General features: G+C 46.0%; 21 protein-coding genes. 11 read left to right on the forward strand and 10 right to left on the reverse strand.

All coding sequences use genetic code 11. From position 1 onward, the window contains the following. Position 1: 1 nt before the first annotated feature. From HUF13_RS08195 to HUF13_RS08220, 6 genes are read right to left on the reverse strand one after another with little or no spacing between them, the layout of a single operon-like run. Positions 2 to 1,075, reverse strand: coding sequence for a Gfo/Idh/MocA family oxidoreductase (locus HUF13_RS08195; protein ID WP_173474675.1), 1,074 nt, complete (start codon positions 1,073 to 1,075; stop codon positions 2 to 4). Between the two features lie 4 nt (positions 1,076 to 1,079). After that, positions 1,080 to 2,159, reverse strand: a complete 1,080-nt coding sequence (locus tag HUF13_RS08200) for an NAD(P)H-binding protein (RefSeq protein WP_173474676.1) — start codon at positions 2,157 to 2,159, stop codon at positions 1,080 to 1,082. Continuing rightward, positions 2,156 to 4,882 (reverse strand): amino acid adenylation domain-containing protein, encoded by a 2,727-nt coding sequence (locus tag HUF13_RS08205; protein WP_173474677.1) that lies wholly within the window; start codon positions 4,880 to 4,882, stop codon positions 2,156 to 2,158. Before HUF13_RS08205 ends, HUF13_RS08200 begins: the two co-directional genes overlap by 4 nt. Before the next feature lie 6 nt (positions 4,883 to 4,888). After that, a complete protein-coding gene (locus tag HUF13_RS08210) occupies positions 4,889 to 5,632 on the reverse strand; it encodes a thioesterase II family protein (protein WP_173474678.1) in 744 nt (247 codons plus the stop codon). A 19-nt stretch (positions 5,633 to 5,651) separates the two neighbouring features. Beyond that, positions 5,652 to 7,370 carry an ABC transporter ATP-binding protein gene (locus HUF13_RS08215; RefSeq protein WP_173474679.1) on the reverse strand — a complete coding sequence of 573 codons (1,719 nt, stop codon included), beginning with the start codon at positions 7,368 to 7,370 and terminating at the stop codon, positions 5,652 to 5,654. Beyond that, positions 7,370 to 9,124: an ABC transporter ATP-binding protein gene (locus tag HUF13_RS08220; protein WP_173474680.1), complete on the reverse strand. Its 1,755-nt coding sequence runs from the start codon at positions 9,122 to 9,124 to the stop codon at positions 7,370 to 7,372. The genes HUF13_RS08215 and HUF13_RS08220 overlap by 1 nt, the downstream gene beginning before the upstream one ends. Before the next feature lie 265 nt (positions 9,125 to 9,389). Here HUF13_RS08220 and HUF13_RS08225 point away from each other — a divergent pair, with 265 nt between their 5' ends. The 7 genes from HUF13_RS08225 (at position 9,390) to HUF13_RS08255 (ending at position 16,855) form a co-directional block, all read left to right on the forward strand. Beyond that, positions 9,390 to 10,100, forward strand: a complete 711-nt coding sequence (locus HUF13_RS08225; RefSeq protein ID WP_173474681.1) for an energy transducer TonB — start codon at positions 9,390 to 9,392, stop codon at positions 10,098 to 10,100. Further along, the gene (locus HUF13_RS08230) at positions 10,100 to 10,660 is read left to right on the forward strand and encodes a MotA/TolQ/ExbB proton channel family protein (protein ID WP_173474682.1); all 561 of its coding nucleotides are present in this window, start codon (positions 10,100 to 10,102) and stop codon (positions 10,658 to 10,660) included. The genes HUF13_RS08225 and HUF13_RS08230 overlap by 1 nt, the downstream gene beginning before the upstream one ends. 1 nt (position 10,661) lies before the next feature. Next, the gene (locus HUF13_RS08235; protein WP_173474683.1) at positions 10,662 to 11,054 is read left to right on the forward strand and encodes a biopolymer transporter ExbD; all 393 of its coding nucleotides are present in this window, start codon (positions 10,662 to 10,664) and stop codon (positions 11,052 to 11,054) included. A gap of 2 nt (positions 11,055 to 11,056) precedes the next feature. Then, positions 11,057 to 13,435, forward strand: coding sequence for an RND family transporter (locus tag HUF13_RS08240; RefSeq protein ID WP_173474684.1), 2,379 nt, complete (start codon positions 11,057 to 11,059; stop codon positions 13,433 to 13,435). Positions 13,436 to 13,437: 2 nt separating this feature from the next. Next, the gene (locus tag HUF13_RS08245; RefSeq protein WP_173474685.1) at positions 13,438 to 14,208 is read left to right on the forward strand and encodes an outer membrane lipoprotein-sorting protein; all 771 of its coding nucleotides are present in this window, start codon (positions 13,438 to 13,440) and stop codon (positions 14,206 to 14,208) included. 352 nt (positions 14,209 to 14,560) lie between these two features. Next, positions 14,561 to 15,787, forward strand: coding sequence for a DUF1302 family protein (locus HUF13_RS08250; protein WP_173474686.1), 1,227 nt, complete (start codon positions 14,561 to 14,563; stop codon positions 15,785 to 15,787). Between the two features lie 192 nt (positions 15,788 to 15,979). Beyond that, on the forward strand, positions 15,980 to 16,855 hold the full coding sequence (locus tag HUF13_RS08255; RefSeq protein ID WP_304038972.1) for an AraC family transcriptional regulator: 876 nt from the start codon (positions 15,980 to 15,982) through the stop codon (positions 16,853 to 16,855). A 15-nt stretch (positions 16,856 to 16,870) separates the two neighbouring features. Here the strand turns inward: HUF13_RS08255 and HUF13_RS08260 are convergent, their stop codons facing one another. The 3 genes from HUF13_RS08260 to HUF13_RS08270 are packed head-to-tail and all read right to left on the reverse strand — an operon-like array spanning position 16,871 to position 19,271. Next, positions 16,871 to 18,475, reverse strand: a complete 1,605-nt coding sequence (locus tag HUF13_RS08260) for a diguanylate cyclase domain-containing protein (RefSeq protein ID WP_173474688.1) — start codon at positions 18,473 to 18,475, stop codon at positions 16,871 to 16,873. A 53-nt stretch (positions 18,476 to 18,528) separates the two neighbouring features. Continuing rightward, the gene (locus HUF13_RS08265) at positions 18,529 to 18,753 is read right to left on the reverse strand and encodes a DUF167 domain-containing protein (RefSeq protein ID WP_173474689.1); all 225 of its coding nucleotides are present in this window, start codon (positions 18,751 to 18,753) and stop codon (positions 18,529 to 18,531) included. Positions 18,754 to 18,761: 8 nt separating this feature from the next. Continuing rightward, positions 18,762 to 19,271, reverse strand: coding sequence for a DivIVA domain-containing protein (locus HUF13_RS08270; RefSeq protein WP_173474690.1), 510 nt, complete (start codon positions 19,269 to 19,271; stop codon positions 18,762 to 18,764). Positions 19,272 to 19,662: 391 nt separating this feature from the next. Here HUF13_RS08270 and rpmH point away from each other — a divergent pair, with 391 nt between their 5' ends. From rpmH to HUF13_RS08290, 4 genes are read left to right on the forward strand one after another with little or no spacing between them, the layout of a single operon-like run. After that, positions 19,663 to 19,818 carry a 50S ribosomal protein L34 gene (gene rpmH / locus HUF13_RS08275; protein WP_014546417.1) on the forward strand — a complete coding sequence of 52 codons (156 nt, stop codon included), beginning with the start codon at positions 19,663 to 19,665 and terminating at the stop codon, positions 19,816 to 19,818. A gap of 38 nt (positions 19,819 to 19,856) precedes the next feature. Continuing rightward, the gene (locus HUF13_RS08280) at positions 19,857 to 20,195 is read left to right on the forward strand and encodes a ribonuclease P protein component (RefSeq protein ID WP_173474707.1); all 339 of its coding nucleotides are present in this window, start codon (positions 19,857 to 19,859) and stop codon (positions 20,193 to 20,195) included. Further along, a complete protein-coding gene (gene yidD / locus HUF13_RS08285; protein ID WP_173474691.1) occupies positions 20,179 to 20,430 on the forward strand; it encodes a membrane protein insertion efficiency factor YidD in 252 nt (83 codons plus the stop codon). Before HUF13_RS08280 ends, yidD begins: the two co-directional genes overlap by 17 nt. Continuing rightward, the gene (locus HUF13_RS08290) at positions 20,427 to 22,274 is read left to right on the forward strand and encodes a YidC/Oxa1 family insertase periplasmic-domain containing protein (protein WP_173474692.1); all 1,848 of its coding nucleotides are present in this window, start codon (positions 20,427 to 20,429) and stop codon (positions 22,272 to 22,274) included. Before yidD ends, HUF13_RS08290 begins: the two co-directional genes overlap by 4 nt. Before the next feature lie 100 nt (positions 22,275 to 22,374). Here the strand turns inward: HUF13_RS08290 and HUF13_RS08295 are convergent, their stop codons facing one another. After that, positions 22,375 to 24,504, reverse strand: coding sequence for a histidine phosphatase family protein (locus tag HUF13_RS08295; protein WP_173474693.1), 2,130 nt, complete (start codon positions 24,502 to 24,504; stop codon positions 22,375 to 22,377). Positions 24,505 to 24,592 lie beyond the last annotated feature (88 nt).

Here is a 24,592-nt window from a genome sequence, read left to right on the forward strand (position 1 = left end):
CTTAAACCTCTTCGCTGTATTTGTGGATTTCTGCCGACGGGATGTATTCGCTGTTGCCTTCGGGGTGGATCAATTTTGCAAATCCGAAAATGTTGGTGATTTCGGACCATTTCTGTGAACACAAAAGTTCTCGTTGCGCCAATGGAGCGAGTTTTACTTTTTGGTCAATCATCTTCGAAAATTCAATAATGTTATCTGCAATGCCTTGTTTCCAATCATCGAAAAGAACGTGCATAAAATCCTTGGCCTTGTAATTTCCCAAGGTTTCCATCGTCAATTCTTTAAGGTAAGGCGGAATTTCGTTACGCTTTTCGGGGTTATACAAGTATTTGGGCACGTACATACGCGGTTTCCAAAGTACAGGGCCGAAAGTATCTTCGAGAATCAAACGGCCGGTTTCGTAAACGATGGCGAAGTTGTGCAAAAGATGCGCGTGATTGTCTCGGTCATCCGTATTCACCTGATTGTTGTATTCAATCATGATAGGCGTGTCGCCAAGTTTTCCGGTAAGAATATCGAAGGGGCCGATGCATTCTGTGATGTGTTCGACCTTTAAATTGTAAATCGAAGGGAGAATGCGGGAGAGAATGTCAATCGCTGGGAAAGAAACTTGTGGACCGAAGGCGGCCTTGATGTAAAGCGGCTTTTCGTGCTTATTCAATTCTTGAGCTACGCGGATGAATCGTGCTACTTCAGGGAGTTTCGGGTAAAGATCGCAAGTCTTGAAATAAACACCGTTCTTTTTGGCAACGCGATAAGTTTCAGTAAGATCGCGCGGATGGATGGGCTGTTCCTGAAGAACGTGGATTTTTTTTCCCATGAACTTGCAGGCGAGTTCTGTACCGATGCCGCCCACCGTTCCAGAACTGATGACAACACAAGCGAAATCGATTTTTGGAATTTGTTCGAACTCTGTGAAAAGCGGGATGCTATAAGTCTCGGCACATTTTTTGGAGCGTTCGCTTCCTTTGCCGTAAAGTCCGACTAATTCAAAATCATCTTTTAATAACTGTTGCAGAGCGTTGATGTAGAACTGTCCGAAAGTGCTTCCGCAGACAACAACTCGTTTCTTCATTTTCTTAAATTTCTCCCTCTATTTCGGTTGTAAGCATGTCCTTGATTTCGCATGAAAATTCAGGTTGATTTGCGATGAGCGATTCAATGATGGGGGTGGCATAATCGCTTTCGCCAAGTAAAATGGTTCCGCAAGATTTCTTTTCTTTGACAAAGCAAAGTGTGGCAGCTCCTGCGCTAACGCCTGTCATCGGTGATGGGCCGAGCCCATGAATGGTGAGCTTGAATTTTGCCGGCGCATTGTCTTTAACGCCTTCCATAACGCATAGGTAAAAAGTGTTTTCTTTGATGCCGAAGGTATCGAGCTTACTTGCGGTGCAAAGTTTTTTGATGGTTTCGTCAGGATTTTGTTTGTACTGATGTCTTGCGGAATTCATAATTTCAATCATGCGTTGTCCACTAAGACACATGTGGAATCGCGCTTCGTCAAGATTCATTTTGCGTGTGACGGCTTCTGCTTCGCCATCGAAAAACGGAAACATTTTATTGATTGAAATGACGCTCTTTAATTCTTCGGAATAATCATTTGACGAAGGTACGAACGGAAGGATTTCTCCTTTTTTCCAGTAGACCATGGTGCGGTTATTGCTATTGTGGAGGCTATCGATAAAATCGTTAGCCGCTGTGTACGAAAATGCACCAAGTCCGCCGTAGTAAAATTCCAAAGAGTTGACATGGTCAAATTTTTTTGCGAGATATTGCGGAATGAGCCCGGAAAGTCCTGGGATGCATCCTGCGCCATAAACAATTGAAACTCCAGATTCTTTTCTTTTGAATCCTTCAATTCCAAGATGCAAAACGGGTGTGTTTTTCGCTTCGGCGATTTCGTCCATCAATGTCGTTTGCGCTTCTGAAAGCTTGGCGCAATCGAGAACGATTTCGCAACCATCCATAAACTGTTCGATGCTTTCCTTATTTGAAACATCAACTTTTGTCCATTCGGCGTTGCTCCATTCCGAACGTAATTCGCTTGGGGCTTTTTCGATATTGCGCCCGCCAATGCGAAGGCGGTATTCAGAATTATTTCTGATGAAGCGTGTGGCCCAAATGCCAACAGCGCCGTATGCTCCAAGAATTCCAATCATATTTCTCCCTCTTCGATATCGCCCAAGGCGTTGATGCGTTCTTCAAAAATTTTGGCGAGATTGTTCAGTTCTGCATTTTCGAAAATTTCACGGAGCGATATTTCGACACCGTATTGCGTGTGTATTTTTTCGAGGAATCGCGTAGCCAAGAGACTGTCGCCTCCGATTTCAAAGAAGTTGGCGTAACGGTCGATTTTTTCGAGTGAAAGCAAAGACTTCCAGATTTCAGCGAGGTCTGCTTCGCGTCCTTCGTAATTTTCGTTTACATCGGCGGAACATGTCTTTTTCAAAAGTGCGGTAATTGTTTTGCGGTCCACTTTGGCGTTGGCCGTAAGCGGAAATTTCACAAAAACCTCTGTCCTTGACGGAATCATGTACGGGACTAGATTTGTTTTCAAGTAATCGTCAAATTCGCTACCGAGAATTTCTTTTGCGTCAATCGCTTTTTGCGCAATGATGGTTTGCACAAAGTGAGAGTTGTTCTCCAGTGAAATCGTGTCGAAGGGAAGTTCCTTAAAAATGGATTCCCATTCTTCATCGGACAAAAGTGAAGTGAAGCGGCGTAAACGTGTGTATTTTGCAAAACCGTTTTCCAGAACGGCAGAACTCACAATGGCGACTGGGTCGAAATTCTCGAAATCGAGTGCCATGAACTTGCCGCCTTTCTTGAGAATCATGTAGGCGAAGGCAAGGGCGTTGGCGGGGTTGTTGTAAGTGTGTAGGAATCCTGCATCGATAACGAGATCGAACTTTTCTAAATCCTGAACGCTTGCGCTCAAGTCAAGAGGCCTGAATTTCAAATAGTCCTTCCAAGCCCGTAAAAAATCGCGAGCCATGTCAAGCATGCCCATCGATTCGTCGAATAACGTGATTTCCATTCCGTTTTTCTCATAGGCTTTCAAAAATTCGCGAACGCCAATTCCAGAACGAGCGTTCAAAAAGGCGATTTTCCTTGAGTCTGCAAATGCGGCGATGGAAATAACTTTGTTTATAAATGTTTTAAATGGTGCGCTTTCAACGAGCAGCTTTTCAGGAGTGAAAAAATCGTTCCCTAAAAGGTCCGTTTCGGGGCGCTTCCCGGTAAGAACATCCTGCAACAATTCGATGTTTTCATTGCTGTTCAGTTTCTTTGAAAAATCTGAAGTCACTGCTGGGCGAATTTGTTCAAAACCGTTTGAGAAAAGCCAATTATTCCACAGGGCGAATGCGTTTTTCGACTTTTCAGGAATTGTCTTGATGTTCGAACGAATGGTATGGATGAGGGCGGCGACTGCGTTGGTGCGGTCTTGCTGAGTTTCGTCCGTATAATTATCGTTGTATTTGTAATCGTATTTTGCGATTTTTTCTTTGCTGAGAGCAGGGATAATCGCAGCGACAATTTCTTTTTTCGCTCCGTTCTCGACAACTACAGCTGCGGCATTCACAATGTTTGATTTTTTCTTGATGACGTTTTCGATTTCACCGAGTTCAATACGGTAACCGCCAAGTTTAATTTGCGTATCCAAACGTCCTAAAAATTCTGAGTTGCCGTCAGGCGTCATGCGCACTTTATCGCCGGTTCTGTACCAACGTTCTCCGTTTTCAATTGGGAAGCGTTCTTTGGTTAAATCCGGTTGGTTTAAGTAACCTTCGGCAACGCCAATACCGCCAATCCAGAGTTCTCCTGCATCTCCAGTGGCGCATTCCTTGCTGTTTTCGTCCATGACTTTGATCTTTTGGTTCTTTAGCGCTTGTCCGTAAGGAATAGATTTCCATTCTGGCTGCAATGCGTTTACTTCGTACCAAACAGACCAAATAGAAACTTCTGTAGCGCCGCCCAAAGAAATGAAACGGCAATTCGGCCAATACTTCTTTGTTGTGCCAAACAGCGGGAGCGGAATCCAGTCGCCCGAAAGCATGATCGTTTTTAATGGAATTGTATTTGCTTTATCGCCTGCGACAATCGTGAACATTTCAAAAAGTGCAGGGACCGAATTCCACAAAGTCACTTTCTGATCGCTTGCGATTTGTTTCCAGACGTTAGCCTCTTTCTTTATTTCTTCAGAGAGGACGATGACCTTTCCGCCGGTGGATAGCATTCCGAATATATCATAAACGGAAAGATCAAAGTCCAATTCTGAAATGGCCATGCAGGCGTCATTAGCAGATACGTTAAAACGTTCGTTGATGTCTCGAATGGTATTGCTTGCGCCTCGATGTGAAATCATCACGCCTTTTGGAACACCTGTTGTGCCGGAGGTAAAGATGATATAAGCGAGGCTAGTTGCGTCTTCGACAATTTCATCAATGCTTATTGGCTGTGCTTGCAACGCGTTTTCGATTTCTATAACGTTCCAAGCTGAATTTTCTTTGCGGATGACTTCTGCGTGGATTTTATCCGTGATGATTCCCGAAATTTTTGCAGAGTCAAAAATTTTGTGCATTCTTTCCATGGGCTGGTGGATGCCGACGGGAACGTAGGCCGCGCCAACTGCTTGAATGCCGAGTGTCGAGAAAATTTGATTCATTCCTTTCGGAAGAACGATTGCAACGAGGTCTTTAGCTTTGATTTCAGCCGTTCTAAGTGCTGAAGCGATTCTCAATGCGTTTTCCGAAAGTTCGCCGTATGTTTTGGAATTGTAAGTTCCGTCGGAGTTGCGTGAAACGAGTGCAGTTGCGTTAGGAACTTCAGCGGCTTTTACGAAAACCGCTGAATGGATACATTCTGGATTCTTTGTGAACATAGATTTTTAACCTGCAGTGGCGAGATATTCGGGATAGAGTTCGGAATTCAGAACAAAGAAATGATCTCCTTCGAATTCCTTTTCTTTAAATTCTTTTGTCGTGACAGATTGCCAACGTTGCATAATCGACGCTGTGGCGCCAATGTCTTTGGTGCCGCAATTGATGTAGATGGGGGCATCGATGCGCTCACCGTGATAAATCAAGCTTTCGTTCAGCGTGTAATCTTTACGCACTTCTGGGAGGATGAACTGGAGCAATTCCTTATTTTCGAGAATTTCTTTAGGCGTTGCGTTGTATTTTTTGAGTTCGCGAATTAGTGCGTCGTCTCCCATATACGTTTTAAATTCGCTAGGGTCTTCATCTTGCGGGGCCTGGCGACCAGCGGCAATCAGTTTTTCTGGACGTACGTTGTACTTGCTTTGCAAATAGTCGGCGACGTAGAATGCCATGGCTGCACCCATGCTGTGTCCAAATAAAATAAATGGTTTGCCTTGAGTGACTTTGACGATGCTTTGGCAAAGTGGTTCCAGGAGCTTTTTGAAATCGCCAACAAAAGGTTCGCGGCGGCGAGTTCCCTTGCCGGGCAATTCAACGCAAATGAAATTCATGTTCTTCTTTTCAAGAGTCCATTTGCGGTAAACGCTTGCGCTACCGCCAGCGTGGTGAAAACAGAAAATTTTCTTGTGTTCTGTATCGTTAAGACAATAAGTGGTAAAGGGGAACCAACGTTCCTCGAGAGTTTTTTCCATTTTTGCCGTTTCCCTTTTTTTAGGTAATGCTCCAGCCCGCTGAAGATTGCCTTATATCCAAGAATTTTTTGTAGACTCCATCGACGTTGCAAAGTTCTTGATGGGTTCCGCGTTGCACGATGTTTCCGTGATCGATGACGAGAATTTGGTCTGCGTTCTTGACGGTGTTCAATCGGTGCGCAATGGAAATGACTGTTTTGCCTTTCGTAAGTTCGGCAATCGCTTCCATCAATTCGCATTCATTTTCTGGGTCTACAGAAGAGGTGGCTTCGTCAAGAATGACGACCGGTGCATCTTTCAAGAGCGCGCGTGCAATGGAAATGCGTTGCTTTTCGCCGCCCGAAAGACTGCTTCCGTTTTCTCCGATAATTGTGTCGTACCCGTTTGGCAAAGCTTCGATGAATTCATGGCAACGGGCGCGTTTGGCGACTTCAACAATTTGCTCGTGCGTAGCGTTTGGGCATCCGAACTTGATATTGTTTTCTACCGTATCGTTGAACAAGAAAACGTTTTGGAACACCATGGAAAAATGCGAAAGCAATTCGTCCGGTGTGTAACTTCTGATGTCTTTCCCGCCAAAAGTAATAGAGCCTGATTGAACGTCCCAAAAGCGAACAATCAAATTGCATAAAGTAGTTTTTCCGCTTCCCGAATATCCGACAATGGCGCATTTTGATTTAGCTGGAATCTTAGCGCTTACCTTATCTAAAATAATGCGTGAATCGTAACCGAAGGTAACGTTCTTGATTTCGATATCAGTGTTGCTTTTGTCAACGGCTTGCGTTCCTGTTAACTTTGGAACGCTATAGGTTTCGTCCATTTGATCCATGGAAGTCTCGATTTGTTCCATCATGAACGCGCCATTGGCTAGCAGTTCCATTTGACCGTATATGATAAATCCCGAGACGAGGAACATCATTCCGTACGAAAATTCTATTGTACCTTGGTAAGTCAACCATGCCGAAGTCAAGATGATGATGCCGCTAAAAATTTCAAGAGTTGCTCTGAAAAATCCATGCGGAACGAGAATGCCTTTTTCCATCTTGATCGCGGTCTTTTCAAATTCATCAAATGTTTCGTCAAGCTTGGAGGCGTTGCCGCGGCCAAATGAACGAATAACGGCTATGCCGCGGATGTATTCGATGACATCGTTTGTGACGTTTTCTACGGCATTGTATCGCGCTAAAGATAACGAGCCTGATTTCTTTTGAATTGCCGATAACGAAAACGTTGATAGAATAATTCCCAAAATTGCAATTATTCCAATTTCCCATTCGAAAATCATCAAGAAAATGGATACGCAAATTCCTTGCAAAATTCCACCCACCACGTTATCGACGGCCATCATGGTGTAGTTTTCAAGTGTTGCCATATTGGTGGTAATGGTGTTGTTGATGCGTCCAAGAGTTTTCTTTGAAAAGTAACCCATGGGGGCATTTTTCAATTTGTCACCGAGCTCAAGTCTTTTGTCTGTAAAGATGATGTAACCGGCGGCGGTCATGAAAATGTTGGTTAAGAATTTGAGTGTGGTTTTGCCTATGAGTCCTGCTGCTAAAATGGCGACCGTTTCCCAAATGATATTCATCGTGAGGTTGTTGATATTCATCAATACCCAAAGAATAGCGAGTACTGAACAGCAATTGAAAACGGAGTTTAGAATGCTACATACAAGTCCCCAATAAACTCGTCCCTTGTATTTGCCAGAAAGCTTAATGATTCTTTTCAATGTCTTGAGCATTATGCAATCTCCTTTGCTTCGGAACCTGCCATGTGGCGTTCCCACATGGATTTGTACAAGGCACATTTTTTCATGAGTTCTTCGTGAGTGCCGCTATCGGCGAGTTCGCCGTTTTCAATGACCAAAATCTTTTCGGCATTCTTGATTGTCGAAAGTCTATGAGCAATGACAATTAAAACTTTATCGTGAATGAGCCTTGAAAGTGCCTTTTGAATTTCGGCTTCGTTTTCGGGATCCGCATAAGCCGTGGCTTCGTCCAAGATGATGACATCGGCGTCCTTCAGAATAGCGCGAGCAATCGTAATGCGTTGGCGTTCGCCTCCAGAAAGTCTGTTGCCGGCGTCACCTGCTTTTGTGTTATAGCCTTTTTCGAGTGCGCTAATGAATTCGTGGCAACCGGCAGCTTTTGCGGCTTCGTAAACTTCTTCATCGCTTGCTTTTGGGCGGCCCATGCGGATGTTTTCTAGAATGGATGTGTTAAACAAGTAATTGTCTTGGGCTACGTAGCTGATTTTTTGCATTTGCTGCTTGAATGGAATCTTCGATAGACTGACGCCGCCGAGTAAAATATCTCCATTGCCTACGTCCCAAAAACCGGCCATGAGCTTTGCGATTGTCGATTTTCCGCTACCAGAATGCCCGACGATTGCTGTGACGCCTTTTTCAGCAGTCTTGAATGAAATGTTATTCAAAACGTTCTTGTCTTTATAGCCGAAAGAAACATTCTTGAATTCAAAGGAGGAACCGTTGAATTTGACTTTTTCAGTGGGGCGTACTTGATCTTTTTCGTTAAGGAATCCTTCAATTTGTTGAAAGGCTTGGAAAACCGAAGCGAACATTTCTGCGTAAGTCATTGATGCAAGAATTGGCCCTGAAATGCCCATGCTGAGCACTGCGCATGTGAGGAATGTGGCAAATTCAATCTTTCCGTTCATGAACAAGTATGCGCCAAGCGGAAGTGTTACAAGCAATGTCGAAGAAAGAGTGCTCAATCCTGCTGCCGAGAAAAACCAGCAACTGCGCCACCATTGAAGTGTGGTGTCGCGATAGTATTTGCAGGCGTTGGTGAACTTTCCGAAAGATGATGCGCTTTGGTTGAATGCCTTGATCACTTCTATTCCGTTCACGTATTCTACGATGGAGTCGTTCATGTCGGCATTGGCTTTGAAATAACGAGCTGATTTTTCTTTGTAGCCAATCATTTGCCCCATAGTTACCAGGAATCCCACGGGAATTGTCGCGATAGCGCCAAGAGCCATGCGCCAATCCATCACAAATAAAACAACAATTATCGTTAAAGGAGTCACGATGTTTGCGGTCATCTCTGGCACCATGTGGGCAAAAGGTTTTTCAATGCGCTCAACTGTATCGACCACGAGCATTTTGTATGTACCGGATGCTTTATCCAGCATTACACCCATGGGAATGTGTTCCATTTTGCTTGTTATCTGAGTGCGTATTGTTTTTAAAATCGAAAAAGCCGCTTTATGCGATTTTATTGTCGAAACTGTCGATAGATACACTTTTAGAGCGTATGCGGCAATGATGATAAGCCCGTAAATCAGAATATCATTTTGCGTAACGGTCTTGTAATAGAATGCCGAAAGCAGTTTGGCAACGCAAAAATACGGAAGGATGCCGAAAAAGACCCCTAAAATTGCATAAAGCGAGGATATAAAAAGTTGTATTCTTTTGTTTCCGGCGTACAGCCAAAGTAATTTCAATGGATTCTTTTGTGTTTTATCTGAAGTCATTTTTAACAAATTCCTAAAAAGATAGATTTGGCTAACAAAATTTAGAACAAAGAACATTGTTTTAGAGGATTTTTTTCTGATTTAAGACGGATTGGATTTAAGCAAAACTCTTTGGATTGTTGGCGAAATTCGTTTTAAAACATCACTTGTGATAAAAATGTTACCCTAGTCTAATTGGATTGTTTTTCAACCTTTTAGAGTAGAATCGAGCGCCCATTTGGATTTATTTTTTTGCGTCCTAATGTGAACACAGAAGTAATCAAAAATGACTCGCAAACGGATTTATTCAGCACTGTCTTTCAACAAGGCCTTTTATGTCGGGCTTGTCGTTGCAATCCTTATCCATGCTGCAACCTTGCTGAATCCACTGTTCCAAAAGAAAGAAATTCCGGTGCATCGCCCGGATTCTCCCGTAATTCATGCGGAGAAGGTCTATATTGCACCGCCGCCTCCGCCGGAAGCGCCTCCGGTCGTGAAAAAAGTCGTTCGTGCTAAAATTATCCCGAAGGTCGTTGACAAACCGATCGAAGAAAAAATCCCGGAACCGGAGCCAGAACCGATTGTAGAAACGGCTCCTGTTGCAGTCGCAGAGTCTGTTGTTGAAGCTCCGCCGGCTCCGCCCGCGCCTCCCGTAGTTAAGGCGCCCCCCAAACCTTCGGCTGATTCAGTGAAAATGGTGACCCGCACATACTTGCGCTCGCTCAAAAAACAGTTGGAACAGATCAAGGATTATCCTGCGACGGCTAAACGCTTGAAGCAGGAGGGCACAGTACGTGTGAGGTTCACCATCCTTGCGGATGGTAAAATTGAGCAAATCGAGGTCTCGGAATCGAGCCGCTATTCTTCGCTGGACAATAGCGCTTTAGAAGCCGTTACCAACATGGGCAAATTTGATCCCATTCCAAAACTTTTAGAAAAAGAACGCTGGAGAATAGAAATTCCAATCCAGTACAAACTTAATGCCGGGAGGTCGTAATGAATTTTATTCTTGAATTTATAAAGCAAGGTGGTTACATTGGCTACATCTTGGTGGCCATGAACTTTGTTGGCTATGCCATTATCATTTGGAAAGTGATTTCGCTTATAGTCTTCAATAAAACAGTGCAGCCACGATTGACTGACAAGGTCATTCATCGTGTGGTGACATGCAATACGGACCATCACATCATTACCGAAAGTATTCGTACCGAAATTGGTCTTGCTTTTTCTCCTCTCACGAAGGGGCTTACGACGGTCGAAAACATTGCATCGATTTCTCCGATGCTTGGCCTCTTAGGTACAGTCGTTGGCATTTTTAACGCTTTCACGGTGATAGCGGCTTCAGGTCTTGATGATCCATCCGCTTTTGCGACGGGCATTAAGTTTGCTCTCGTGACAACGGTCCTTGGACTTGTGGTCGCTATCCCGCACGTGCTTGCTTTCAATTACCTGAACGCTCGAATGGAACAGGAACAAGACGAAGTCGAAAACCAAGTGCTTTTGCATTTGGGAAAGACTTTGCAAGAACGCGATGCCAGAAGATTAGAAAGGGCTTAAAATGGCTAAAAGACGTCGTCGAATCTCCTTGGACATGACACCGCTTATTGACTGTGTCTTTTTGTTGCTGGTTTTCTTCCTGGTGACCTCAGTCTTTAAGCAGGACAAGTCCGTCCTTAAACTTCTCTTGCCCGAAACGTCAAGCGAAGTCAAGCAAGAAGTTTCCGAAGGGTTCTTTATCGAACTTTCTGAAACAGAAATTGCCGTGAACGGCGAAATCGCGACTATCGAATTTTTGAAAAATAAGAGCGCCGCGGTGCAAAACAAAAAGGCTCCGGTTGCCTTGAAAATCGACAAGAAAACGCCCTACGAAAAAGTTGCCGAAGTATTGGACGTTCTCCAGATGGAAAAAATTTACAACATACAGTTTGTCAATGAATTAAAGAAGGAGTGAGTATGTCTCGGATTCGAATCAACATCGAAAAGGTGAACCAAATGTTCGAAGACTTTGCGAAGTTCCTGATTTCGCATCGTTTTCGGTTTATTGCAGGTCTCGTGATTCTGCTTGTGCTATCTGTCATTGGCGCCAAGAAAATTTACGTAGAAACTTCCTGGGATAGCTATTTTGTCGAAGGCGACCCGATGCTTGTTCAAACGGACAAGTTTAAGGAACTTTTCGGAAACGATTACTTTGTTTCTGTCCTCACGGAATGCGATGACATCTACAAGCCGGAAAATCTCCGCTTGCTGCGCAAGCTTTCCGAAGATCTCCGCGACAATCTTTCGTATTCTAACGGAACCGTCACTTCGCTTACGAACATTGAATACACGCTCGGAACCGAAGAGGGCATGGAAATCACGCAGATTGTCCCAGATGAAATCCCGACGGATGAAGCTGGCATTGCTGAAATCAAGCGTCGCGTGGCTGCAAAGCCGGAATTCCTGAAAAAGCTCGTGAGTGCCGATGGCAAGAATACGTTCGTCATCGTGAAACTTCGCCCGTTCCCTGAAGATTCCGTGTGGAAGGCCGAAGGCAAAATCTCGCCTGACATGCAGACGGGTGCCGAAACTTATGACATCATCAACAAGCCGGAATACGCCCCGCTCCATCCGAACGCTGGCGGTATGCCTTACATGAGCTCCGAAAAGATGAAGTTCATCAACGTTGAAATGGGCCGTGTGATGATGCTTGCGATGATTTGCGCCATTATCGTGATGACTCTTGTTACGCGTTCTTTGCGCGGTGTCGTTTCGCCGATTTTGAGCTCTCTTTCGGGCATCTTGATGACGTTTGGCTTGGTCGGTTATCTCGGACTCTACATGGACTCTACGAACATGATGATTCCGCCGTTCCTTGCTTTTGCAGTGTCGATTGCTTATAATATCCACCTTTACTCGTTCTTCCGTAGAGAAATGCTCTTGCACGGAAAACGCAAAGATGCCGTTGTCCATGCCGTTCGCGAAACGGGTTGGTCGCTGTTGTTCTCTGGGCTTACGACGATTGTGGCGTTGTTGTCATTCCTCACAGTGATGCTTCGCCCCATTCGTTCCGTAGGTCTGTTGTCCGCCATTTCTGTGGGCTTTGTGCTTGCTGTGGTGCTTGTGGTGTCTCCAATTCTTCTCAGCTTTGGTAAGGATAAGCAGCCGAATCCGAATGTCTTGAAACGTGGTGATACGCGCATGGCTTTGATGATGGAAAGTATCGGTAAGTTTGTTCTAACTCACCGTGGTAAAATTCTTGCATGCTTTACGATTATCGCTGCGATTTCTGCCGTGGGAATGTTCAAGATGGAACCCTCCTTCGATGTGGAACGCACTATGGGCCGCAAGGTTCCTTATGTGAGCAAGATTCTCGAAATGGGTGAATCGCCGCTTGGTAGCGTCTATTCTTACGACCTCGAAATTGAATTCCCGAATCCCGATGATGCCAAGAAAGTTGAGAACTTGAAAAAGTTCGATGAATACGGCAAATACATCGAATCATTCCCGCTGAGCAAGCGCCTCACTTCGATTCTTGATATTGTCAAGGACTTGAACCGTACTGTGAATGAAAATAACGAATCATTCTACCGCATCCCCGATACCGAAGAACAAGTGGCTCAGCTCCTCTTGCTCTACGAAAACGCAGGCGGTTCCGAATCGAATTACTGGATTGACTATGATTACCGTTACCTCCGCATGATGGTTGAAATCAGCACTTACAATTCGAACGAACTGGATAAGGAAATTGAAGCCATCACCAAGAAGGGCAAGGAACTCTTCCCTGAAGCAACGGTTTCTGCAGTCGGTAACATTCCGCAATTTACCACGATGCAGCAGTATCTGGTGAAGGGCCAAATTCGTTCCTTCGGAATTTCCATCGTGATTGTCGCTGTGCTTTTGATGATTGTCTTTGGCAGCCTGCGTACGGGACTTATCGGCATGATCCCGAACGTAGCTCCTGCCATTTTTGTGGGCGGTTACCTCGGTTGGATGGGCCTTCCGCTCGACATGATGAGTGCAACGATTATCCCGATGGTCATTGGCCTTGCTGTTGACGATACGATTCACTTTGTGAACCACACAAACGAAGAATTCGAACGCAATAAGAATTACTCCAGCGCAATCCTCCGCGTGTATCGCTCTACCGGTACAGCCCTTGTGATGACAACGTTTATTATGTGCGCGACCTTCGGCGGATTCATGACTTCTAAATGCACGATGCTTTTCAACTTTGGCTTTGTGCTCTCGATTGGCCTTGGCTCTGCCCTTTTGGCCGACTTGCTCGTGACGCCGGTACTCGTCAAAAAGTTCCATATCTTTGGAAAAGAAAATTTAAGTGGAAAGGAGAATTAAAAATGAAAAAGAATTTCGTTGCAACTCTGTTGCTCTCGGCATCGTTTGTCTTTGCTGCCGAACAAAACGCCCGTGATATCATGATCAAGGTCAAGGACCGTCCGGATGGCGACACGCGTTCTTCCTCGATGGAAATGAAACTCGTGAATAAGAATGGCGGCACTCGCGTCCGTAAGATTACCTCTTACGCGATGGACGTGGGCGCAGACACCAAAACCATCATGTTCTTCCAATACCCCAACGATGTAAAGGGTACGGGATTCTTGACCGTGAATTACGATGATGTCAACAAGGAAGACGACAAGTGGCTTTACTTGCCCGCTCTGAAGAAGACTCGCCGCATCAGCGGAAAGAGTTCCAAGACCGATTACTTCATGGGTTCCGATTTCACATACGATGATATCGGCAAGCGCAATGTCGATGAAGATTCTCACAAGCTCTTGCGCGAAGAATCTGCTAACGGCTTCAACTATTACGTTGTTGAATCGACTCCCAAGAAGGAAGGCGAAATCTTCTCGAAAAAGCTCGTCTGGATCCGCAAGGATTGTGACGTTGTCGAAAAGGTCGAATTCTACGACAAACTCGGCAAGCTCCATCGTCAAATGATTTCTTCAGACATCAAGAAAGTTGATGGCTTCTGGACTGTCGGCAAGATGGAAATGAAAAACGTGCAAACGGGCCACTCTACGGAACTTCTCTTCCTCGATCCGAAATTCAACGTTCAACTCGATTCCAAAATCTTTACGGTGAATAAGCTGGAAAGAGGACTGTAGGTAGTAGGAAGTAGACAGTAGACGGTAGGACAAACGCAATAGGCGAGAGTCGCGGTCAAGCTTGCTTGAACATGACCGAGCCCGGCGTTTGGTACTTGAGCGAAGCGAGAGTACAAGTAGGAAGAAATTTCTGCTTCTTGTCATGCCCGCCAGCGAGCGGGCATCTCCTTGATTATGAATAATGGCTTTTTTAAGTGGAATGGAGATTCCCGCTTTCGCGGGAATGACAAATAGCCTGTCGCATCACAATCTTTAACGTCATTGCACAGGGTGCATGAACCTGCGATTGTGATATGCCAGTCTGCAAGCAGCCTGTCGCATCACAACCTTTAACGTCATTGCGAGGAATAAGATGACGAAGCAATCTATGATTCGATCGATGTTATTGTCCGCGGCGTTCGCCTTATCCGCGCATGCGCAAGACGAACTGTCTATCCAGCTGAACGGCTTTGTGGATTCGTACCACGCTTTGCAACTGCGCAGCCCACAGCAGGTTATGTCTTCTAGGACACGCCTCCGTCTTGAAATGCGTGCCAATTACGGCGAAGCTTCGCTCTTTTCGAGTGTGAACCTCGCTTACAATGGCATTATTGAAAATCAAACTGGCGCATTCCTTCGCGAAGCCTATTTTGACTATGCTGGCAAATTCCTCGAAGTCAAGGCGGGTCGTCAAATCGTTACGTGGGGCGTTGCCGATGGCCTGCGCCTTACGGATTTGATTTCGCCTATGGACTACACCGAATTCATGGCGAATGATTATGACGATATTCGTGTGCCTGTAAATGCAATTAACCTCAAGTACCCAGGCGAAAGTTTCTCTGCCGAAGTCGTCTTTGTGCCGGTTCCCGAATATTTCGTGATTCCGACAAGCGATGATAATCCATGGCAAATGCCGGTGCCTAATGGCATGCGCATGGACTTGAGCGACACGCCTGCAAAACACATCAAGAATAGCGAAGTTGGCGGTCGTTTCCGGTTCTTCCTTGAAAATCTGGACTTCTCGCTTACGGCGCTACACACGTTCAACAAGTCTCCGATAACGATTGTAAACTTTGATCCAGAAACGAAATCTGCTGTGATTAAGGGTGTTTATGAACCGATGAATGTTGTTGGTGGCGATGTCTCGATTCCGGCGGGCGAAATTGTAATTCGTGGCGAAGTGGCTGTGTATTTCGGCGAGCCGATTGCCTTGAAAAATTCAATGGATTACTGGTTCAGAAAATCGTTTAATGGCTTGATCGGTATCGATTGGTATGCTGGTAACAATTGGACCATCATGGCGCAGTACATGCATAAGGTCATTATGGATTATCGCGATGTGTTGGGGACCGAGCAAAATACCTCCATGATTACGGCGCGAATCTCCAAGGAAGTCTTGAACAATACGCTCAAGCTTTCCGTTTACGGGATGTTTGACGTAGATAATGTTGGTTTTTATGTCCGTCCTGCTGCAGATTACCTGTTGAATGACCAGATTACGCTCTCTTTGGGCGCGGATTGGCTTGGAGGGCGGCGCGGAACGTTTGAAACTTACAAGAAAAATACACAAATATGGGTAAAAGGTAAGTTTTTCTTTTAGATAAGTTACTTGACGCTTTCTTGAAAATTGCTTAAATTTAGTCTAGACTAAGTTAGTTGATTTAATCTAATAAAATTTGTTTGGTCTAAAATACTTGGTTTAATCTAATTTTTGAGAGAGTGAAATATGATAAAGCCTATCCCAGATAGAAATCTGATTCTAATACAGAATACAGATTTCTTTTCGCATTATATGCTTCAAAATAAAACGGGAACTGGGCATCTTCTAGTGTATAATGTTTTGCCTGGATTGCAGGTTTTTTACAGCAATTTCCATCTCAAGGAATTCTCCTTCAACTTTGAAAATCAAGGAAAGAGCCTGATCGTCTTGCATTGCCATAACGGCAGTTCGGAATGGCTCGATTCGAATTCTTCGCCGCGCTCCATGGAAGAAAACGGTTTGTTGCTCTTGGATCAAATGCCGGCAAGCAAGACGTATCAATTCCCCGTACACTGCTACCATGGTATTGCCGTCATATTTTCAATGGATCGCTGCCAGGGCGAACTCATGAACATGTTTAAGGCGGTGGGGGTGGACTTTACGGCCCTGATTCAAAAAATCCAGCCGCTTACACTCCCGTTAAAACTCCCGTCGAGCGAACATGTAAGTCATATCTTTTCGGAACTGTACAGGCTCCCTAAAAACATCCGCTTGCCGTATTTCAAAATCAAAGTGCTCGAACTGATTCTGTTCTTGAGTCGCCTCGATTCCGAAGCCAAATACGAGACTGCTGCCAAAATCCCGAGCCAATACAAAGGCAAAATGGAACTCCTGCGCGAAATTCTTCGCGAAAACATCGAGGATCATTTGACGCTCGAACAGCTTTCCAAGCAAATCGAAATGAGCCCGACGCAAATGAAAAAGTATTTCAAGCTTGCGTATGGCGATTCTATTTACTCGTACCTCAAAACGTACCGCATGAAAAAAGCCACCCAGCTTTTGCTGGATGGAAAATTGAATATTGCCGAAATTGCGGGCCGCGTGGGCTATACAAATTCCAGCAAGTTTGCGCAGGCGTTCAAGGAATTTACAGGGCAATCTCCCAAGGAATTCCGGAACAAGGCGTAATGCGTTTGCTGTTACCTAGCGCGGTTTTTCGTCTTGTGCGGGTTGCCCCTGCTCTGCAAGTTTGATGGCTCGCTTGTTTTTGTACATGTTCTTGTCGGCTTTGTTGAATGTTTCCGCGATGGTTGTGTCTTTGGCCGATTCTGCAATTTCGATACCGTATGCAATGGAAATGTGTTTCCACGGGAACGCTGCGTTCTTGGTTGCCACCATGCCTTCCCTGAGTTTCTTTAGAAGGTTGTGGGATTGTTTTAAATCTTCTCCAGTCAGAATGGCAATGAATTCGTCGCCGCCAATTCTAAAGATCGGACTATGCGTAAATACCTGACAAATTAACTTGCACGAATTGATGAGATATTCGTTCCCGTTTTCGTGACCGTAGGTGTCGTTAATTTCCTTAAGGTTGTTCAGGTCAAGAACGACGATGGCATAAGATTTTATATCGTTTGTTTGTATGCGCTGGTCCAAATCGCTCAGGTAATTGTCGTAGGCCATCTTGTTGCGAACGCCCGTGAGCGAATCCTGGAAAGCTAGGCCCTGCATTTGCTTCATGTATTGAGTGATGTGGAATTTAGCGGCAGTAAAACTTTTGGCGAGATCGCCGATTTCGTCGTTTTGATTGATATTGAAATCGGCATTCATGTCGCCGGTAATCATCTTTTTTGCTTCTGCAGTGAGCTTCTTAAGCGATTTTGTAATGGTCCTCGAAAAGAATATCGAGATGGCTGTTGTGAAGCATAAAAGGAGTAAAATGAAAATAATACTTTGTTTGATGTGCTTGTCGCGTTGGGCGTTGATTTCGACCGTTGGCACGACCATGATAAGCTTCATGCCGTTTTGGAGCGGGTACGTCAATTTAACTTGATCGTCTTCGGGTTTGAACGTGAGCCCTGCGGGGAGGGTGGGGTGGTAAACAACAAGCCCTTCGTTGTCTTCTAGGAATGCAAATCCCGATGTCATGATGCGGACTTGCGAAAGTTGCTTGCTCAATAATTCAAAGTCGATATCTATACCTGCAACGCCTATTTCCTTGTTGTTCAGGAACATGGGGATGACGTAAGAAATGATGTAGGAATTGTAGTTCTTGTTGTAATAGGGAGGGAGCCAGATGGGGCTGCCCGATAGAATGGGCTTGTAATACCAACCGACATGTTCCATATCTGTTGGACTGAATTGCAAAATATTTGTTAATTTATATGGTTTAAATTGATCGTCTGGATTAGCTCTAACGAGAAGAATGCCTTCGTTTGAATCTACAATTTGTGGATTGAATCTAACATAGACGCTTTTTGTTCCCGAGAGGTTGTATATGGTTGAATGGAGTCGTTCCTGGATGCCCTCGATGTTGGTGTGAAGCTTTGTCTCGTCGGTTAAAAATGTGGAATCTTCTTTTATTTGCGAAAGAACCCCGGCGGCTGCAGCCATCATGTATTTCTCATGCGATTCGAACATGTAGTTCAGCTTCGCGGCTTCGGCGCTAGCCTGATCGTTCATGTATTGCATGGAGTTGCGCTGTGTCGTCCGGCTAATGAATATAGTGCTGAGAATGCCGAGCGAAAGTGTACTGATAAGCGTACAAGATAAAGATAGAAGTAAAATTTTTGACTGAATTGAAACTTTCATAATCAACTTGCTCAAAAAATAGCGTGTTGGTTTCCCCTCGATTTCCGCTGTTTTTATTTACCTGAAATTTCGATAACTTTCTTGTTGTTCGTGGAGCCTATAACAACAGAAACATCGCGTTTGTGAACGTGGAAGTAGTCTGCGATGAGTTCGCAGATGGCTTCATTCGCGGCGCCATCTACTGGTGGCGCCTTGACATCGACCTTGTAGCTCCCGTCGGGGAGCGGCGTTATGCTTTCGCGTTTGCTACGCGCGTGTACCTTGATGTTTATTCTCATGGCGAAGGCTAAGTGAGCGCAATGCCACCGTTTTTCGGCCTGGCTGGGGCTTCGAATTCTTTCTGCTGGTCGTTTTCCATAGCGGAGAGCAATTCGTCTTGGCTGTGGATGAGCGCGCGGCAGCGGATGAAGTAGTTTGTGCGGAGCTGGCGGAGCTGTTCGATTTCGGTGCGCAGGTTTTCGCTTTCGCGCTTGATGCTTTCGACTTCGCGCATGGCTCGTGCCTTCGCTTCGGCTACGATAATCTCGGCTTCTTTTTCGGCAGACGCCTTGACTTCGTTAATGGTGCGCTGCATGGTGACAACAGCTTCCTGGATAGTCTTTTCGATTTGACGGTAGTAGTTTACGCGTTCTTCGGCAACTTTCAGACGTTCTGTCAAGTTTGTGCGGTCGCGGAACATATTCTCGAATGCGGTGGCGGTCGTTTCCAAAAATGCCTTCACTTCATCCGGGTCGTAGCCGCTAAAGCTTTTCTTGTGGAATGTCTGGTTTCTGATGTCAAGTGGTGTAAGTTCCATAAAATCCTACTATTGCTCCATTATATATGTAAAAGATATAAAAAGGATTTGGAGTTTTATAGAACTTAGTTGGCAGAACTTAGAACTTAGGGGCATTTTCTAAGTTCTAAGAGCGAAGCGGTCAAAGATCTAAGTTTTAGAATCGTGTGCTCGCGTATCAATTGTCCAGCGACCAGTCCCTAACCACTGCCTACTGTCTACTTCCTACTTCCTACTAAAAAAAACATGTTTACATCTTGTTAATACATTGTGCTTTCGCTGAACGCTTTCTGTTTGAGTCTCGTTTGGTGCGATTTTTTAACCTTTAGGTGAGGTGTTACCCCTTGATAAATACCAACATTTTACTAAATTTGAGTCTCAAAAAATTCTGTTTTCATAGAAAGGTTTTATCATGAAAAGAACATTCCAGCCTCACAATCGTAAGCGTGTTAACAAGCACGGTTTTATGGCCCGTATGGAAGACCGTTGGGGTCGTGCTGTTTTGAGCCGTCGCCGTGCTAAGGGCCGTAAGGTCCTCACCGTTAGCGACGAAATCTATAAGAAGTAAGTCGGGGCTGGCTTATAGCCACTCTGCGTTCTTATCGGCTGCCTAATCAGCCCGCTTACCGGCAAGTAGCCGTCCAAGGGAAGTTTCTTCGCACACCTGCTTTTAGCATGCGATGGATTGAAGCTCCGGACGGTTTTTGTCGTTTCTGCTTCTTAGCTAAGAAGAAGAACGGAAATGCCGTGTATCGCAATAAGTGTCGTAGGATCCTGCGACCACTGTTTTATGGTATTGTCCCGAATATCAAAAAGCCTGTTTGGGCAATGATTATCGTGAGCGACAATTCTAAGGAAATGTCTTCCGAGCGTTTCCGTGAATCGGCCCAAAAAATATTCCACAAGATGGAATGGGATAAGCAGCCGGATGTGGCAGAAGGTTAAACAAGCCCTGGTGGCGGCGTTAATTGCCCCCATCCGTCTATACCAAATGGTGCACCCCTATTTTTTCCATGGGGTCTGTCGATTCCAACCAACGTGTTCAAACTACGCAATTCAAGCTTTACGTCTGCACGGACCGTTCAAAGGTTTCTATCTTGCGGTTTTTAGAGTTTTAAGATGCAACCCCTTCTGCAAGGGCGGCTATGATCCGGTTCCGCTCCCTAAGGATAAAAAATGAACAAGAATACACTCATTGGTTCCATTCTTATCGCGGTCATCGTGATTTGGTGGATGGCTGTCAATAATGCAAACGCCGAGGCGCAGGCTGCCGCTCGTGCTGCAAAGGCCAAGGCTACGGCTGCTCAGGTATCCAAGGATTCTGCAAACACGCTCGTGGTGCCTAAGAAAACGCCTGAAATCAAGGCGGCTCCGGTCTTGGGCGGTTCTGTGACTGAGGCCGCTTCTGATAGCGTCATTGCGAGCGAAGCGAAGCAATCTGTCGCTCCGAAGGCAGAAATTGCAGAACGCTCCGTGACGGTCGAAACCGACAAGTTTATCATGACCCTTACCAACAAGGGTGCTAAGGTCAAGAGCGTGATTGTGAAGGCTCTCCCGGATTCAGCCGGCAAGTTCCCGGAACTCATCCAGGATACGACGCTTGGCGCTTTCGACTTGAAGCTCGACAACGCAGACTTGAGCGAAGCGATGTTCGAAATGGGCAACACGCCTGCAAAGATCGTCGTGACCGACAGTGCAAAGGTTCAGTTTGCGTTCCAGGATGCAAACGGCAATCAGGTTATTCGCTCTTACGGCTTCACCAAGGAAGGCCCGGCTGTCCGTCAAGAAAATAAGTTTATCGGATTCCAGCCGAATGCTTATGAACTCGCATGGAAGGGCGGCCTCAAGGAAACTGAAGATATTCCGAAGTCCAAGGGCTTCATGGGCATCGGCGGTGGCGGTACTTACTACTTCAGCGAAGTTGTTTTCAACGACCGCTATTCTGTCGAACGCGAAATGCCGCGCGAACAGGCTTCTTTCAATGCAACTGAAGGCAAAATCGTTTGGGCGGGTCTTCGTCGCAAGTACGTGGCAATGACGGTCCAGTTTGATGAAGCCGTTCCTGCTGTTCTTAAGACTAAGCAGATGAAGGTGGATAGCGATGTGGATCCGGGTACGTACAAGCTTACGATCGCCGATGATCTCCGCGGTGCTCAGTCTCTCGGCTACGACTTGATGATTCTCCCGCTCAAGTGGGATGATCTTGCCTCGCTCAACAAGGACTACGAAAAGATTATCGTGAGCGGCTGGAGCTGGTGCGGTGCAGACGTCTGGTTCGTCTGGATTTGCAAGATGCTTCTCAAGCTCTTGAACATGTTCTATAGCATTATCCCGAACTACGGTGTGGCTATTATCCTCGTGACGATTATCGTTCGAGGTATCACGACACCGTTTACCGTGAAGCAAATCAAGTCTACGCGTGGCATGGCCGCTCTCAAGCCGCAGCTCGACGAAATCAACGTGAAGTATCGTACCGACCCGCAGAAGAAGCAGGCTGCGATGATGGAACTCTACAGCAAGAATAACATCAACCCGCTCGCTAGCTGCACGGGTGGCTGTCTCCCGATGCTCATCCAGATGCCGATTTTCATGGGCCTCTTCTTTGTGCTCGGCCGCGCTATTGAACTTCGTGGCGCTCCGGCATTCCTCTGGATTTCTGACCTTAGCCGCAGTGACGTTGTCTGGAGTGGCATTAGCATTCCTATCATCATGCCGTCCGGCCTTGCCATTCTCCCGTGGCTCATGGTGGCAACGACCTACTTCCAGACCAAGGTGACGATGAGTTCTAACGCCGGCATGGACCCGGCTCAGCAAAAGATGATGGTGTGGATGATGCCTGCCATGATGCTCTTGTTCAGCGCCGTGATGCCGTCTGGTCTCGTGCTCTACTGGATTATCGGTAACATCTGGAGCATTGCTCAGTACAAGTACATTTACAGCAAGTTCCCGCCAGTTAACGGCTCTACTTCGACCTCTTCCAAGCTCAAAGGTAAGAACGTCAAGGACGCTGAAATCGTGAAGTAACTAGGTGTTGTCATGCCCGTCACCGAACGGGCACCTCCCTTCGATTTTCAAGTGCGCGGGACAGCCCGCGCATTTGTCATTTCTGCTTTTTTTATAGCGATTACATCGTTCCCGATTCAAGTCCCTTCACAGGAACATAACGAATGGAACCGTCTGGCGAAATAATCATTGCAACGCCCGAAAGGTAATTGACCCAGCGCCATTTTTCGTAATAGCGAACGTTCGCGTGCCCGCTGGTGGTGTAGGCGAGAAGTGGAACCACCAGGTAATCGTGCGTGCACATAAAGTTGACGCGTTTCATTGTCGAGATGTTGCCGAGGATGTTGTCCTTGAGGAGTTCTTCGCTGCGAGTTTTTAAATCATAGAAAGCATCTTCGTAGGCACCAGTAAAGGCGTATTTGGAATAAACAACCCAACCGCCATCGGCATTTGTGTAATCGTTTGCTTTGGCGCCATCCTTCACGTACCAGCTGCCATCCATGTAAGGGAGAATGTCGAGTGTGTATTGCTGTTGCCCTTTGCCTAATGCAATTTCCTCACAAGTTTCTTGTGTGCGTGTGTAGCCGGAGTAACCGTAATAAAAGTCTTCGTTTGCTATAGCGGCAAGGCGTTTCCCAAGATTGCGGGCGTATGTCTTTCCGTTGCTAGTCAAGTGCCCGGTGGGGCCTGTGTTGTCGGTACGTTCACTGTGACGGATGATGAACACTGCTTTTTCGTTGGGCTTGAGGCTTGCGTAGACTTCGGCAATATCGGTGAAACCGTCGGCTTCTTGCGGGGTGGCGATGCGCCATGTGCCGCTGTCGAAGATGTAATACGTGTCGTGATTCACGCGGCCTTCGCGGACTTCCTTGTCGTATGCACCGGGGCCGAATCCTGCGGTGTCTTTTTCGATAGGCTGTGCAATGCGCCATTCCTTGGAATTTGCATCGCAAATGAATCGGACTCTAGAATGGTCGGCATGCTCGTAATCGTTGGCGAATAGTGCGCTTTGCCCTTGATTCACGTACGTGACTTGTCCTGCGTTTGCGTCAGAACAGGGCTCGAATCCGTATGCGACGGGAATAAATGCGCGTATGTACTTTTCAAAGTTAGGGATTGCTGAGACGCCCCAAGATGACACGTTGTTGCGAATGTCATTGTATTTCCAGAGCGTGTCGAGGCCTACAACCCAGTCTGCAATTTTGATTTTCCAATTTGGATCGTTCCAAACGCCGTCTCCCTTGATGTCTTCGGCAAGGTTATTCGCGAGGCTCATCATTTCGGTTTCGCTACGGTCTCCTTGCAACATGACTGAAATGGCAAACAATGCAGCGCTGTACTCGCTATTGCCGAACATGTCCAAATCTTCGGCAACGGGCTTGTCTGTGCGGCCATCAGTGAAGTACGGTTGCAAATAAAATTGGACCGTGTCAATCCCGAAAGCTGCAAAAATTTCGCGTTCCGCTTGAGCCTTTGCTTCGTTGAATTCGATGTGGTTCATTGCGAGCTGCTCGATGCGCGGAATTTCCAATTGCGTGAGAATGTTCACGTTGACGGAATTGCGAACGCGAATTGGAGTTGTGCCGGCGCCTTCGACGGAGCTTGCGACTTTGGTCAATGCCGACAGCGTCACGGGATTTGCAGAAGAACCTCCGGTTACCATATTTCTGTAGAATCCCGTTGCAGAAATTTTTACGTAGTTCGAGTTTGTGCTGACGCTTTCTAGCGTGTAATGTCCATCGTTAGTTTGCACGCAGGTGCTTGCGGAATGACCATTTCCATCGGCCCTGAAAAAATTCATTTCGCTAGCTTCATTTAGTACAACAGAAGTTCCGAAGATGAAAGGACCGTTTTGTACGACTCCGGGAATGGTGTCGCGTTGTAAGCCGCTATACCGAACTGTATCTACATTCAAATGAGGCTGATGTGCAATTTTGTCGACAGCATGTAAAAATCCGTCGCTACAGGTAATGCTAAAATCTGTGGAGTCCGCAGCGCTACGCCACGTGCCCTTTATGCAAAGGTGCGGCATGTTTTCGTTCTGTACAAAGAACGCGCGGCCTTCGCGGCTCGCATCGCAAACAGGCAAGTTGGCTGCGCTCGTAACGGTCAAAGTATCGAGAAGAGAAATCGGCTGATCCAGGTTGAAGTCGTCATCGCCGGTAGCGGGGTTCCCATCAGAACTGCAGCCGGCAACCAACAACGCCGACATCGCAGCAAAGCCAATCGCTGTTAAACCAAATTTCTTCATTCCATATACCTGTTGCGTTGGGGAATTTTGTCATTCTGGAGACCCATAGGCCGATAGGATCCAGTGAATAGATATTCTATAGAAAGAT

This window comes from Fibrobacter succinogenes, assembly GCF_902779965.1.
Classification (GTDB): domain Bacteria; phylum Fibrobacterota; class Fibrobacteria; order Fibrobacterales; family Fibrobacteraceae; genus Fibrobacter; species Fibrobacter succinogenes_F.